Source organism: Pseudomonas sp. SDO5522_S412 (assembly GCF_054071215.1).
Map to the genome: position 1 here is coordinate 1 of NZ_JBSVWQ010000044.1, position 12,724 is coordinate 12,724.

Genomic DNA, 12,724 nt, shown 5'->3' on the forward strand with positions numbered 1-12,724 from the left:
GCTTGTCCCCCGTTGGGCTGCGCAGCGGCCCCAAAAAAGAGGGACTGCTACGCAGTCCAACGGGGGACAAGCCCCCTCGCCACAACAAGCCCTCTCACCACAGGTACGGTGTCAGCTTTTAATTGGCCGTATTGGCCCGCGCCGCGTGCAGCTTCTTGTAGCTGTCGATCAACCGCAGGTGCCGGTCCAGCCCTTCCAGCTTCATGCTCGTCGGCGTCAAACCATAGAACCGCACACTGCCATTCACCGACCCAATCGCCGCGTCCATCCGCTCGTTGCCAAACATCCGGCGGAAATTCACTTCGTAGTCCGCCAGTTCCAGGTCTTCGTCCAACTCCATCTCCAGCACCGCATTCACAGCCTGATAGAACAAGCCGCGCTCGACGGTGTTGTCGTTGTACTGCTGGAACATCTCCACCAGTTCCTTGGCTTCTTCGAACTGCTGCAGGGCCAGATAAATCAGCAGCTTCAATTCCAGGATGGTCAGTTGACCCCACGCCGTATTGTCATCGAACTCGATGCCGATCAAGGTGGTGATGTCGGTGTAGTCGTCCAGCTCGCTTTCCACCAGACGCTCAACCAACCCCTTCAATTCCGCTTCGTCGAGGCGATGCAGGTTCAGGATGTCCTCGCGGAAAAACAGCGCCTTGTTGGTGTTGTCCCAGATCAGGTCGTCGATCGGGTAGATCTCCGAATAGTCGGGCACCAGGATGCGGCAGGCGGTCGCGCCGATGTGCTCGTACACCGCCATGTAGACTTCCTTGCCCATGCCTTCGAGGATGCCGAACAACGTGGCGGCTTCCTCGGCATTGGAGTTTTCACCCTGGCCGGAGAAGTCCCATTCGACGAACTCGTAATCCGACTTCGAGCTGAAGAAGCGCCACGACACCACGCCGCTGGAGTCGATGAAGTGCTCGACAAAGTTGTTCGGTTCGGTCACCGCATGGCCTTCAAACGTCGGCTGCGGCAGATCGTTCAGGCCTTCAAAGCTGCGGCCTTGCAGCAGTTCGGTGAGGCTGCGTTCCAACGCCACTTCCAGGCTTGGGTGCGCGCCGAACGAGGCGAATACGCCGCCGGTGCGTGGGTTCATCAACGTCACGCACATCACCGGGAATTCACCGCCCAAGGACGCATCCTTCACCAGTACCGGAAAGCCCTGGGCTTCCAGGCCCTGGATACCGGCCAGGATACCGGGGAATTTCGCCAGCACTTCCTGCGGTACATCCGGCAGCGCGAATTCACCTTCGATGATTTCGCGTTTTACCGCGCGTTCGAAGATTTCCGACAGGCACTGCACCTGCGCTTCAGCCAGGGTGTTACCGGCACTCATGCCGTTGCTGAGGTACAGGTTTTCGATCAGGTTGGACGGGAAATACACCACCTCGCCATCGGACTGGCGCACGAAAGGCAGCGAAACAATGCCGCGTTCTTCGTTGCCGGAGTTGGTGTCGTAGAGGTGTGAGCCGCGCAGCTCGCCGTCACGATTGTAGATGTGCAGGCAATGCGCGTCGAGTATCTCCGGTGGCAGTTCGTCCTTGCGGCCCGGCTTGAACCAGCGCTCGTCCGGGTAATGCACAAACGCCGCGTTGGCGATGTCTTCACCCCAGAACTGGTCGTTGTAGAAGAAGTTGCAGTTCAGCCGCTCGATAAACTCGCCCAATGCCGACGCCAATGCGCCTTCCTTGGTCGCGCCCTTGCCGTTGGTAAAGCACATCGGCGAGTGCGCATCGCGGATATGCAGCGACCACACGTTGGGCACGATATTGCGCCACGAAGCGATCTCTATCTTCATGCCCAGGCCCGCGAGAATGGCCGACATGTTGGCGATGGTTGTTTCCAGCGGCAGGTCCTTGCCCGCGATGTAGGTGCCCGCGTCGGACGCCGCGCTCGGCATCAGCAATGCCTGGGCATCGGCATCCAGGTTTTCCACTTCCTCGATGACAAACTCCGGCCCGGCCTGCACGACTTTTTTCACGGTGCAGCGGTCGATGGAACGCAGGATGCCCTGGCGGTCTTTATCGGAGATGTCCGCCGGCAACTCGACCTGGATCTTGAAGATCTGGTTGTAGCGGTTTTCCGGGTCGACAATGTTGTTCTGGGACAGGCGAATATTGTCGGTAGGGATGTTGCGGGTTTCGCAGTACAACTTCACAAAGTAAGCCGCACACAACGCCGACGACGCCAGGAAGTAATCGAACGGACCGGGGGCCGAGCCATCGCCCTTGTAGCGAATAGGCTGGTCGGCCACCACGGTGAAGTCGTCGAACTTGGCTTCAAGTCGAAGGTTGTCGAGAAAATTGACCTTGATTTCCATGCGGGATTACCAGAATAGCGAGCAAAATATGGCCGCCATTATCCGGGTTTCGAGGCGTAAGTCTTGTGCTTTCGGGCCTGGCCGATCGTTGGCGATGGGTATCAGCCGTGTTGAAAGTCCGCAATCTGCTGCCACATCGCGATCGGGTTGGAGTACATCGGGAAGTGCCCGCACCGGGCAATCGGCGCCAACCGCACGCCTTGCGCCTGGATATGCGCCAGGTACGACAAATGGGCATTCTGCTCGCCGTACATGAACATGCGCGGGCATTCCAGGCCGAGGAACTTGCCCATCAAGTCGGCGTTATCCGACAGTTCGACCATCGACTGGAAGATCCCCCGCACCGCCCCGGCACGCACCTTGTGCCGCAGGCTCGCCGAATACAGCGCGCTGGCGTAGGCCGGTGCCTGCCGGGTGCGCTCGATAAAGGCGCTGAAAAACGCCTCGGGATCGTCCGCCGGGTAGTCGACGATCTGCCGGCTGAGAAAGCAGTCTTCCGGGGCGATATTGCCTTCGATATCAACAAAGCTCAGCACCCGGCCCGGGAACTGGTGCGCCAACATCAGCGCGGTAAGCCCGCCCATGGAGTGGCCTACCAGATGGAAGCGCTCGATGTTGAAATGCTCGAGCACCTGCAAGGCGGTTTGCAGCAGGAACGGGATGGAGATCTTCGACAGGTCATCGCAATGGCTCTCACCGCAACCCGGGGCGTCATAAGCCAAAAATGGATGACCGTCGAAGGCAGGTTGCTGGACGATGTCGGCGTAGTCTTCCTTGGTCGAGCCAAAGCCATGCAGGAACACGATTGGCGCCAGGGTACCCGCGCGGTGGATCGCGGCGATGTTCAACGGCACATCGGCGACGACGATGGGGAGTTTTGTGTGGGTGAATGGCATGGTGAAGACTCCCTGAAAAACCGATTGGCGGCTCAAAAGCCGTTAATTTCAACGGTATTCAGGTTTCTGTAAATTCCTGATTCGGGAAGGTATTCATAGGCTGATCGTATGAGTCGTTCCATAACGCCCTACCCCGCACTCAATCCCCACAACACGTCCAACACATGTTGCGTAGGCCGCTCAACCTCCCCGGCGCGATGGGCGATCCCCAGTTGCCGCCACAGCAACGGTTGCAACGGCCGCATCGCAATCCGGGTGTCGTGCAAGGACGTGGACGCTTCATGGGGCAACAACGTGGCCCCGTAACCGGCGGCCACCAGGCTTTTGATTGCGTCGTTGTAATTCAGCTGAATACGCGCCGTCGGCTGGTAGCCGTCATTGGCAAACCACTCCGAGGTCAGGCGCGAAAGCCGGGTGGTGTTGTCATTCAGGATTAACGGCTGGGCAGCCAGCCAGGCGGGTGTTATCACTTCGGGGCATTCCCGGCGCGCCGGCAAAAATGCCATGACCGGGTCGCGCCGCCAGGGCTCGATCCGCAAGCCCTTCACCGGTGCCTGGGGCAGCGCCACCAGGCCGATCTCCAGGGCGCCCTCGGCCAGCTTCTTCAATGTGTCCTGCGACGTGAGCACCGCCACCTGCACATCAATGGCGGGATGATGTTGGCTCAAGGTTTCCAGGGCTTGCGGCAGCAACTGTGCGATGGCTCCGGTTGAGGCTCCCAGACGCACCCGCCCCGCCAGCCCCTGCACCTGTCGCTCCACGTCTTCAAGCGCCTGCTCGGCATCCGCCAACAAGCGGCGCGCGCGCTCCACCAGGGTTTCGCCAATCGCTGAAGGCTGCACCCGCCCACGGGTACGCGATAGCAGCTTGCCGCCCACTCGCGCCTCCAGGTCGGCGATATGCAGGCTGACGGTGGGTGGCGCCAGATTGAGCATGCGGGCGGCCTCGGCGAACGAACCGAGGTCGGCAATTGCCACCAACGTACGCAGGCGGTCCAGGCTGATTTCGCGCATGGGTCAATCCTCGTTCATAAAAACTGAACTTCATCGTTTGGAAATTCAACTTTTCCTATCCTAGCGGCTGGCCGAAGATTGGAACACCTGATTTCCTATCCGAGTGCATCCCATGGCAAATCCTCTTGTATTCATCGACGGCGACCAAGGCACCACCGGGCTACAGATCCATCAACGCCTGCGCGACCGCACCGATCTGCAACTGATCACCCTCAGCGCTGAACACCGCAAGGACCCGCAGCAGCGCGCCGAGATGATCAACGCCTGCGATATCGCGATTCTCTGCCTGCCTGACGACGCCGCACGGGACGCCGTCGCCAGCATCCACAATCCGGCCGTGCGGGTGATCGACGCGAGTTCGGCACACCGCACTCATCCCGACTGGACCTACGGTTTCGCCGAGATGAACCCGCAACAGGCGCAACGCATTGCCACGGCGCAGCGGGTGAGCAATCCCGGTTGCTATCCCACCGGTGCGATTGGTTTGTTGCGCCCGTTGCTTGAGGCCGGGCTGCTGCCCGGGGACTACCCGACGACCATTCATGCCGTCTCGGGCTATTCCGGCAAGGGCCGCGCCGGGGTGCAGGAGCATGAGGGCGCCGACGCCTCACAGGCGCCCGCGTTCCTGGTGTATGGGCTGGGACTGGCACACAAGCATGTGCCGGAGATTCAGCAGCAAAGCGGGCTGACGCAGCCGCCGCTGTTTGTGCCGGCCTACGGGGCGTTCCGCCAGGGCATCGTGCTAACCATCCCGCTGCAACTGCGGCTGTTGGCCCCGGGCGTGGACGCCGCGCGGTTGCATGCCTGCCTGTCGCAGCACTACCGCGACACCCGTCACGTACAGGTGCTGTCGATGCAGGCTGCGAGGGAGTTGACCTACCTCGACCCTCAAGCGCTGAACGGCACGGACGATGTGCGTTTGATCGTGTGTGAGAACCACGAGACGGGCCAGGTCCTGCTGGCGGCGATATTCGACAACCTCGGCAAGGGCGCCGCAGGTGCCGCCGTGCAAAACCTGGACTTGATGATCAAGCCGAGACCGTAGCGATAAAGGCGCGCAGGTCCGCCAGCATCAACGCCGGCTGCTCCCAGGCCGCGAAGTGACCGCCGGCGGGCATCTCGCTCCAGTGCACGATGTTGAAGGTCTTTTCGGCAAATGAGCGCGGCGGCGGCACGAACACCGGGTCACGAAAGGCGGCAAATCCGGTCGGCACCTGGATGCGGGTGCCGGCCGGGAATTTTGATGACCCCTCAAGGCGCTTGCCGTGATACATCCACGTCGCGGTGACCATGGAAGATGGCGCGAGATACAACATGATGTTGGTCAGCAGTTGCTCCTCGGTAAAGGTGCCCCAGAGATCCGGGCTGCCATCGGCGGTAGTGGGCAGATCGGCCCATGTGCCGATTTTTTCGAGGATCCATCCCGCGGCCCCCACCGGGCTGTCGGCCAGCGCGACACCCAGGGTCTGCGGGCGGGTTTCCTGCTGGTGGTTGTAGCCGGTTTCCCAGTCGATCAGCACGTCACGCCGGGCGACGAAAGCCTCCTCCTCCGGCGTGGTCGCAACGGTGCCCTGGGCCAGCAGGTCGGCCATGTTCAGGTGAATCCCCAGTAACGCCTCGGGCCGATCGTGGGCCATCCAACCGGCGATGCCCGAACCCCAGTCACCGCCCTGAACGATGAAGCGGGTTGGCCCGAACAGCCGGGCCATCAGCCCATGCATGAGTTCGCCCGCCCGACGTGGGCCAATCACTCCGGTGATCGGCCTGGAGAATGCAAACCCCGGAAGCGACGGCACGATCACATCGTGTCCGTCAGCCGCCAGCGGTTCCAGCAGCGCCTCGAATTCCAGGTACGAACCTGGCCAGCCATGGAGCAGCAGGATCGGCGGCCTGGAACCGTCGCCCCGCACATGGACGAAGTGCAGGTGCTCGCCCTCAATCTCGGTGATGAAGTTGGGCAGTTGGTTGAGGTGTTTTTCGACCCGGCGCCAATCATAGGATTCCAGCCAGTAAGCGACCAGGCGCTGAAGGTCGCGCACGCCAACGCCCGACTTCCACCCTCCCAAATCGGGAAGCCGGGTCCAATCGTAGGCGGCGACTTTGTCGCGGATGGCCACAAGACGTTCGTCGGGGACATTGATGGTGTAGGGCAAGATCATGGGATTCTCCTGGTGAGTTTCCGTATTACATTGCTTTACGCAATACTGAACCCGACAAAAACCGATGTGAACCCCATTACGCCGCTCAAGGCCTTTGCGAAAAACGCACAAGTGAGTTTCCCGTGGACATAACGGACGAACTGGAAATCTTTACCCTCGTGGCCGAAACCGCGAGTTTCTCGGCGGCCGCGCGTCGCTTGAACCTTGCGCCCTCCTCCATCGCGCGGGTGCTGGACCGCATGGAGGCCCGGCTGGGCGTACGCCTGTTGCTGCGAACCACGCGCTCACTGACCGTGACCCCGGAGGGTGCCGCCTACCTGTCGTGCGCCCGGCGGATCCTCACGGACCTGCGGGAAACCGAACAGCAGATTACCGACCAGAGTTCACCCCGCGGGCGCCTGCGGGTCAGCAGTTCGCTGCTGTATGGCAGGACCTTCGTGATCCCGTTGTTGGGCGAGTTCATTCAGCGTTACCCGGACATCCTGGTGGACATCAACCTGACCGACACCGTGGTCGACATCGCCGCCGGGCAAGCCGACGTCGCAGTGCGATTGGGCCCGCTGCCCGACAGCAGCCTGACGTCCCGCTGGCTGGGCGCCACCCACAAGGTCATCATTGCTGCGCCGAGCTATCTGGCACGACGCGGCACGCCGCAGGTGCCGGAAGACCTGCTGGATCACGACTGCATCGGTTTCAACTTCAAGCGTGCGGCGCCCACCTGGCCGTTTCGCAAGGATGGCCACGACTATTCACTGACGATCAAGGGCCATGTCGAAACCAATAACGGTGACACCCAGGGCCAATTGGCGGCCGAGGGCATCGGCATCGCGCGGGTCTGCGCCGAGACCGTGGCGGACGCCATTCAGGCGGGTCGGCTGGTGCCGCTGCTGGAGGCATTCAATCCCGGCGATGGCGAAGAGATCCATGCCGTGTTCCTGGGCGGTACCCACACGCCGGCGCGGGTCCGGTGCTTTGTCGACTACCTGGTTGAGCGGTTCCAGTAGGCGCGAAATCCCATGACTACTCGGCAACGAGTTCGACGTAGCTCGACTCCCCGCCTCCCGTCGCGCCCGACAACCAGCCCCAGACGAAGGCCAGGGTGGTACGCCCGGCGGCGTCCACGCCTACCGTGCCCCGGGACCAGCCGGCAAGAATCTCGCCCTCGGTGGTCAGGCACTGGTACAGCAACTCGATGGTATCGGGGCCTGTGGCGCGCCCGACTTGATTGCCCATGCGAATCCGGCCGCCCTGGTAGGTGCCCCAGATGGCGTTTTCATCGACGTGGTAATGAAACACGGTGCCTGTACCGGACACACCATGGGTGTTGCCCGCGACGATAAACCGGCGGTTGTCCAGGCGTTCGCTGATTTGGCAAAAGGCATTTGGCATTGACAGGCGCTTCCTTGGTCGAGAGGGTTCATTCCGGGGCGCCCAACCTACCTCATATGGCTTTTGTCGGTCATGTAAAACCTGCACAATTGCGAGCTTTCCCGCGACAGGACGTCCCTTCATGCAACGCATCGTGATTCTCGGTAATGCGGGCAGCGGAAAATCCACCCTCGCCCGCGCCCTCGGACAACGCCTGGGCCTGCCCGTGGTGCACCTGGACACCCTGTTCTGGTCGCCCGGCTGGGTCGAGCCCGACGCCGAGCAGTTCCGTACCCGCGTGCGCGACGCCGTTGCCGCCGATGGCTGGGTGTGTGAAGGCAACTATGCGCGGCGCACGTTCGACCTGCGCCTGCCCCGTGCCGATTTGATCATCTGGCTCGACACGCCACGGCTCACCTGCTTTACCCGGGTGATCCTGCGCAGTGCGCTGAACCGCCCGCGCCCGGATATTCCCGCCGGCTGTACCGAGAAACTCGACCGGGAGTTCCTGACATTCCTGAAGTACGTGTGGACGTTTGATCGCGGCCACCGGCCAGGTATCGAGGCGGTGCGGTTGGCGGCAGGCCCGTCGGTGCCCGTGGTGCACTTGCGCGGTGGCCAGCAGATCGCCGAGTTTCTCGAGCGCTTGCCCGCAGCATCTGAAGGCTGCCTTGAATAGAGGGAGCAGGAGCGTTGGCCGCAATAGTGGGACGTCTTGCCAGTGAAGAAATCAATGATGGCAAGACTTCCACCGCTTTCGGGCCATGCCGTCCTGACAGGTTTTTTCAACTGTAGGATCTTGTTGGCAGCCGCTCCCTCGTGCGACCCGAAGAAGCCCCTATCTGGATCTCAAGTACCGATAGAGCGTCTGCCGACTGATTTCAAAATCACGCGCCAACTTGGATTTACTTTCTCCAGCAGCGGCCCGGTCAATCAAGTTTACAACCTGATTGTCAGACAGTTTTTTCTTGCGACCTCTATAAGTCCCACGATTCTTTGCACTGGCAATTCCCGCCGCCTGTCTTTCCCTCATCGCAGCGCGCTCGAACTCTGCAATCAGCTCCATTACCGCAATGATCGACTCCACGACTTCAAGACAGTCATGCCGGAAAACCAGGTTTTCGTTCAAACACTCCAACGTGACCTGCTTTTCAATCAACCGGCGAATGATGGCGCACAGCTGCTCCGTGCTTGAAGTCAGCGCTGCCATGCTGTCCACCACCACGGTATCCCCGCACTGCAGGTAGCGGAGTAGCCTTTCCAGGCCTGCAGGATTCGCGGCATTGTCTGCCGGCTCATCGCAAAACACGGCATCAAATACATCGTCGCTTGTTATTTTCTCTACGCCACCCTCGGGCTCTTTTAGAGCGCGCCGGACATATTTGATGCGATGCAATCTCATGGTGCCTCCTTGGCAATACTTGTACAGCGTCATTTTATACTTGTACAAACTGTAACTAAATCATCAATTCCTTACACCGCACTTGTAACACTGAACCCACCCAAAATACACAGTTGCAAAGAGTTGAACTTCCCTTATCATTTTGAAGCATGGAATTCTAACAAGCTTTTCGCAAAAAAGTCGATTTCGTATTCCTTGAATGCCCCGTGCAATTCAAGCAACCCATATGAGTATCTACTGTTTTACAGCTCAAATAATTGACATGACCGGCTTGACGCGGCTGTTAATTTCTCGATGCAATCAGAGGATGAATGGATGAATGTCTTGGAAGGCGCCATCGAAATTGATCGCCCAACTACCGATCAGGAAAAGATTGATAAGGTAACCCGCAGTATTACCGATCATGGGAACTACCTGCGAAAGCGTTATCCGATCCTGCAGCACCAGGATGCTCTGGGCGCGAGTGTCATGGCGTTTTCCCTGATAGGGATGGTCATTACGGGAGGGCTCTATCTAAAGGGTTTTATCCCCGCATGGATGTGTATTCTGGTCAATGCGCTGCTGACTTCGTTCATTCATGAAATCGAACACGACCTGATTCATCGCCTTTATTTTAGAAAACAGCCGCTGGCCCATAATGCCATGATGCTCTTCTGCTGGCTGGCACGCCCGGGTATGCCCAGCCCGTGGCTAAGACGCAGTCTGCACTTTCATCACCACAAGGAGTCCGGAACTGATTCTGATGTTGAAGCCTGGATTACCACGAGCGGCAGTCCTTGGGGAATACTGCGATTACTGAAACTGGTGGACGGGTTTGTATTTGGTTTTCTAAATGCGGTGTTTGCCCCGGGATGGCGGCAAAAGGTAAAATTGTTAGGCAAGATCATTCGGCTCAATACACCATTCGGGCTTCTGTATTGGGGGTGCTGGTATGTGTTCCTCGGCTACCACCTGTATGTCTGGCTTGGGTCAATTACCGGGATGGAGGTTCACAGCTCTGCTACGACGCTGGAACTAATGGATATCGTCAATAGTGCAGTGGTTATTCTTATAGCGCCCAATATGATACGGCAGTTCTGCCTGTTCTTTATAAGTTCAAATATGCACTATTACGGCGATGTTGCCCCGCGTAACGCATTACAACAAACCCAGGTAATGAACCCTTGGTGGCTGTGGCCGTTCCAGTTGTTCTGTTTTAACTTTGGCAGCACTCACAGCATCCATCACTTCGTGGTGAGAGACCCGTTTTATCTGCGTCAGATGACGGCACCTTATGCTCATAAAGTCATGGCCCAGGCCGGTGTCAGGTTCAATGACTTCGGCACCTACAAACGAGCCAATCGCTTTTCCATGGAGCACTCCCAAACTCGGTCTCGTGGGTGAATTCCTCCACAACCATTATCGGTGTTCGGCAAGTATCAAGGGCCGCACTTCAAATACGAGGACGTTGAGGTATGAAAGCGCAAGGGATATGTGCGAAGCAGTTTGAAGCGGTCAAGCAGGCCTTCGAGGACATGTTCGATGATCCGCAGGAACGTGGGGCCGGCCTGTGCGTGCAGGTAGGCGCAGAGATCGTTGTCGACCTGTGGGCCGGCATGGCAGACCAGGCGGGCACGAAACCCTGGACCCGCGATACGCTGGCCAATACCTTCTGCGTAATAAAACCCTATGTCGCGGTGGCCGTCCTGATGTTGGTTGAGGCGGGCAAGCTGGAGCTGGATGCACCCGTGGCCCGTTACTGGCCCGAGTTCGCCCGGAGCGGGAAAGCAAAGGTCACCCTGCGCCAGGTGATGAACCATACCGCAGGCATGCCGGCGCTGCGGGGGCCCGACCACAACCCCATGATGTATGACTGGGAGCACATGCTGCGACTGCTGGAGGCCGAGCCGCTGTGGTGGGAACCGGGAACAGATCTGGGCTACGGCACCACCACGTTTGGCTGGATCCTCGGCGAGTTGATTCGCCGGGTGGACGGACGAGATCCCTGTGTGTTTATCCACGAAGAGATTCTCGATCCCCATGAGTTGGACGTGCACCTTGGCGTGAACGAAGAACACTTTCACCGTATCGCGCGTTTCGACAGTGCCACGGGACGAGTCGGTGACCCTTACTCGCAGGCGTTGCGAACCGTGGTGAAAAACGAGCCGTCGCATATCGCGACGCTCGCCTTCACCAACCCCGGAATGGTGCCCAGACGAACCAGTGACCCTCGCTGGTGGGCCTACCGGCAACCCGCCGTGTGTGGACACGGTTCGGCTCACGGCCTGGCCGGTTTCTACAGTGCATTGATGGCAGGAAACTTTATCGGTCCCGAGCTGCTTACTGAATTCAGCCGTGAGCACAGTCATGGCATGGATCGAGTATGGATGCGCCCCATGCGTTATGGATTGGGTTGCATGCTCGAGCAGCAACGCGACCCGACGGCTTCCCATGCAATGGGCCCGAACACCTTTGGCCATATCGGGCTTGGTGGCCCGATCAGTTTCGCTGATCCCGAAAAACAAGTGAGCTTCGGTTTTGTCACCACGACTTCGGGCAGCCATTCGATGATTGATCCACGCCCACGCCGACTTTCATCCCTTGTCTATGCGGCGCTTTGAGAGGCAAGGGGCGGATCTGTTCATCTGAGGCTTTCAAGGGGGCGCAATACTGCCGAATGCAACGCAGCAAGTTTGTGGCAAGACACAAGTGGCTGATGGCAAACCGAAACCTTCCCCTCCCGGCCAACAATGAGTCATTGGCTTATGAACGAAGGCTGGTACAACGACGACATGATTTATTTATAAATAAATTCATACGCCTCGATATAAGAACCTATCTCGTTTGAATGAGCAGTCACCCACACTGCATTCATGCCTGTCTTTCTTTGATCGTTGAATTCCGACTGAGTGGTACAAAGCGCAACCCAGCGCTCAGTCTTTAAATCCTTAATCCGCAGACCCGCCTCACAACGACTGAACTTTCCAACGTAGGGCCCCGGAGTCACCAGCTCGTAAGGTGACGCATACTGAACAATGTCGCCGGGCAACAGGTACGTAACGACGTCATAACTGTGCAAGGACAAAATCAGACCCAGGCAAAAACCACCAAAAAAAGATTCTCCAACACGGTTCGGGTTTCTTACAGCCGGACGATAGTAGGTGGCCCTTGCAGCAAAAAAGAGTCCAACCAGACAACCAATGACTATATAGGTCGTCCACTCGGGAATCGATGGCATTAAAACCGTTCGCATTACAATGCGACCGGCCCAGAGCGTATAAGCAATCCATGCTCCAAATAACAGACACACCACCAACAACAAGGTTCTTTTCTTTGATTTGTTTTCAAATGAAGGATATTCCATTCCCTGCCTACTCTATTTTTAATTCCCGGGAAAAGCGCTTCGTGCTTCACGCCAACTTCCTTTACCCGATTGGCATGCCGGGCATATTAACGAATGAGCGTCATGGTGACCGATCTATTTACCCACGACTCACAGACATGGCCAGAGCGCCATCGGTTCTACCCATTAGCGCAAATTGTTCAACCGCCTCACATCCCTTATCCTCGTGGCCTTACCTGCCAGCGCCCGC

At 58.6% G+C, this 12,724-nt stretch carries 12 protein-coding genes; 5 read left to right on the forward strand and 7 right to left on the reverse strand.

Annotated elements, in window-relative coordinates:
• Positions 1 to 118 precede the first annotated feature (118 nt).
• From ACW9I6_RS12490 to ACW9I6_RS12500, 3 genes are all read right to left on the reverse strand, one after another.
• The gene (locus tag ACW9I6_RS12490; RefSeq protein ID WP_087695051.1) at positions 119 to 2,314 is read right to left on the reverse strand and encodes an OsmC domain/YcaO domain-containing protein; all 2,196 of its coding nucleotides are present in this window, start codon (positions 2,312 to 2,314) and stop codon (positions 119 to 121) included.
• A gap of 101 nt (positions 2,315 to 2,415) precedes the next feature.
• Entirely contained in the window at positions 2,416 to 3,210 is a 795-nt protein-coding gene (locus ACW9I6_RS12495) for an alpha/beta fold hydrolase (protein ID WP_457339371.1), read from the reverse strand.
• 128 nt (positions 3,211 to 3,338) lie between these two features.
• On the reverse strand, positions 3,339 to 4,223 hold the full coding sequence (locus tag ACW9I6_RS12500; protein ID WP_457339372.1) for a LysR family transcriptional regulator: 885 nt from the start codon (positions 4,221 to 4,223) through the stop codon (positions 3,339 to 3,341).
• Positions 4,224 to 4,335: 112 nt separating this feature from the next.
• On the opposite strand from ACW9I6_RS12500, the gene argC reads away from it, so the two are divergent.
• Positions 4,336 to 5,268, forward strand: coding sequence for an N-acetyl-gamma-glutamyl-phosphate reductase (argC, locus tag ACW9I6_RS12505; RefSeq protein WP_457339373.1), 933 nt, complete (start codon positions 4,336 to 4,338; stop codon positions 5,266 to 5,268).
• Here the strand turns inward: argC and ACW9I6_RS12510 are convergent.
• Positions 5,252 to 6,382: an epoxide hydrolase family protein gene (locus ACW9I6_RS12510; protein ID WP_177022600.1), complete on the reverse strand. Its 1,131-nt coding sequence runs from the start codon at positions 6,380 to 6,382 to the stop codon at positions 5,252 to 5,254. The genes argC and ACW9I6_RS12510 overlap by 17 nt on opposite strands.
• A 122-nt stretch (positions 6,383 to 6,504) precedes the next feature.
• Between ACW9I6_RS12510 and ACW9I6_RS12515 the strand changes: the two genes are divergently transcribed.
• On the forward strand, positions 6,505 to 7,386 hold the full coding sequence (locus ACW9I6_RS12515; protein ID WP_457339374.1) for a LysR family transcriptional regulator: 882 nt from the start codon (positions 6,505 to 6,507) through the stop codon (positions 7,384 to 7,386).
• A 16-nt stretch (positions 7,387 to 7,402) separates the two neighbouring features.
• Here the strand turns inward: ACW9I6_RS12515 and ACW9I6_RS12520 are convergent, their stop codons facing one another.
• Positions 7,403 to 7,771: a hypothetical protein gene (locus ACW9I6_RS12520; protein ID WP_178902908.1), complete on the reverse strand. Its 369-nt coding sequence runs from the start codon at positions 7,769 to 7,771 to the stop codon at positions 7,403 to 7,405.
• A gap of 121 nt (positions 7,772 to 7,892) precedes the next feature.
• Between ACW9I6_RS12520 and ACW9I6_RS12525 the strand changes: the two genes are divergently transcribed.
• Positions 7,893 to 8,429 carry a P-loop NTPase family protein gene (locus tag ACW9I6_RS12525; RefSeq protein WP_008436317.1) on the forward strand — a complete coding sequence of 179 codons (537 nt, stop codon included), beginning with the start codon at positions 7,893 to 7,895 and terminating at the stop codon, positions 8,427 to 8,429.
• A 159-nt stretch (positions 8,430 to 8,588) separates the two neighbouring features.
• Here the strand turns inward: ACW9I6_RS12525 and ACW9I6_RS12530 are convergent, their stop codons facing one another.
• Positions 8,589 to 9,152, reverse strand: coding sequence for a recombinase family protein (locus ACW9I6_RS12530; protein WP_214498718.1), 564 nt, complete (start codon positions 9,150 to 9,152; stop codon positions 8,589 to 8,591).
• 315 nt (positions 9,153 to 9,467) lie between these two features.
• On the opposite strand from ACW9I6_RS12530, the gene ACW9I6_RS12535 reads away from it, so the two are divergent.
• Positions 9,468 to 10,535 (forward strand): fatty acid desaturase, encoded by a 1,068-nt coding sequence (locus tag ACW9I6_RS12535; RefSeq protein WP_003215138.1) that lies wholly within the window; start codon positions 9,468 to 9,470, stop codon positions 10,533 to 10,535.
• 71 nt (positions 10,536 to 10,606) lie between these two features.
• Entirely contained in the window at positions 10,607 to 11,752 is a 1,146-nt protein-coding gene (locus ACW9I6_RS12540; protein ID WP_401193380.1) for a serine hydrolase domain-containing protein, read from the forward strand.
• Positions 11,753 to 11,928: 176 nt separating this feature from the next.
• On the opposite strand, the gene ACW9I6_RS12545 is transcribed toward ACW9I6_RS12540, so the two are convergent.
• Positions 11,929 to 12,495: a hypothetical protein gene (locus ACW9I6_RS12545; RefSeq protein ID WP_003215135.1), complete on the reverse strand. Its 567-nt coding sequence runs from the start codon at positions 12,493 to 12,495 to the stop codon at positions 11,929 to 11,931.
• Positions 12,496 to 12,724: the final 229 nt, after the last annotated feature.

Coding starts and splice junctions, on each gene's coding strand:
- ACW9I6_RS12490 (WP_087695051.1), bottom strand. CDS start 2,314: ATGGAAATCAAGGTCAATTTTCTCGACAACCTTCGACTTGAAGCCAAG.
- ACW9I6_RS12495 (WP_457339371.1), bottom strand. CDS start 3,210: ATGCCATTCACCCACACAAAACTCCCCATCGTCGTCGCCGATGTGCCG.
- ACW9I6_RS12500 (WP_457339372.1), bottom strand. CDS start 4,223: ATGCGCGAAATCAGCCTGGACCGCCTGCGTACGTTGGTGGCAATTGCC.
- argC (WP_457339373.1), top strand. CDS start 4,336: ATGGCAAATCCTCTTGTATTCATCGACGGCGACCAAGGCACCACCGGG.
- ACW9I6_RS12510 (WP_177022600.1), bottom strand. CDS start 6,382: ATGATCTTGCCCTACACCATCAATGTCCCCGACGAACGTCTTGTGGCC.
- ACW9I6_RS12520 (WP_178902908.1), bottom strand. CDS start 7,771: ATGCCAAATGCCTTTTGCCAAATCAGCGAACGCCTGGACAACCGCCGG.
- ACW9I6_RS12525 (WP_008436317.1), top strand. CDS start 7,893: ATGCAACGCATCGTGATTCTCGGTAATGCGGGCAGCGGAAAATCCACC.
- ACW9I6_RS12530 (WP_214498718.1), bottom strand. CDS start 9,152: ATGAGATTGCATCGCATCAAATATGTCCGGCGCGCTCTAAAAGAGCCC.
- ACW9I6_RS12535 (WP_003215138.1), top strand. CDS start 9,468: ATGAATGTCTTGGAAGGCGCCATCGAAATTGATCGCCCAACTACCGAT.
- ACW9I6_RS12540 (WP_401193380.1), top strand. CDS start 10,607: ATGAAAGCGCAAGGGATATGTGCGAAGCAGTTTGAAGCGGTCAAGCAG.
- ACW9I6_RS12545 (WP_003215135.1), bottom strand. CDS start 12,495: ATGGAATATCCTTCATTTGAAAACAAATCAAAGAAAAGAACCTTGTTG.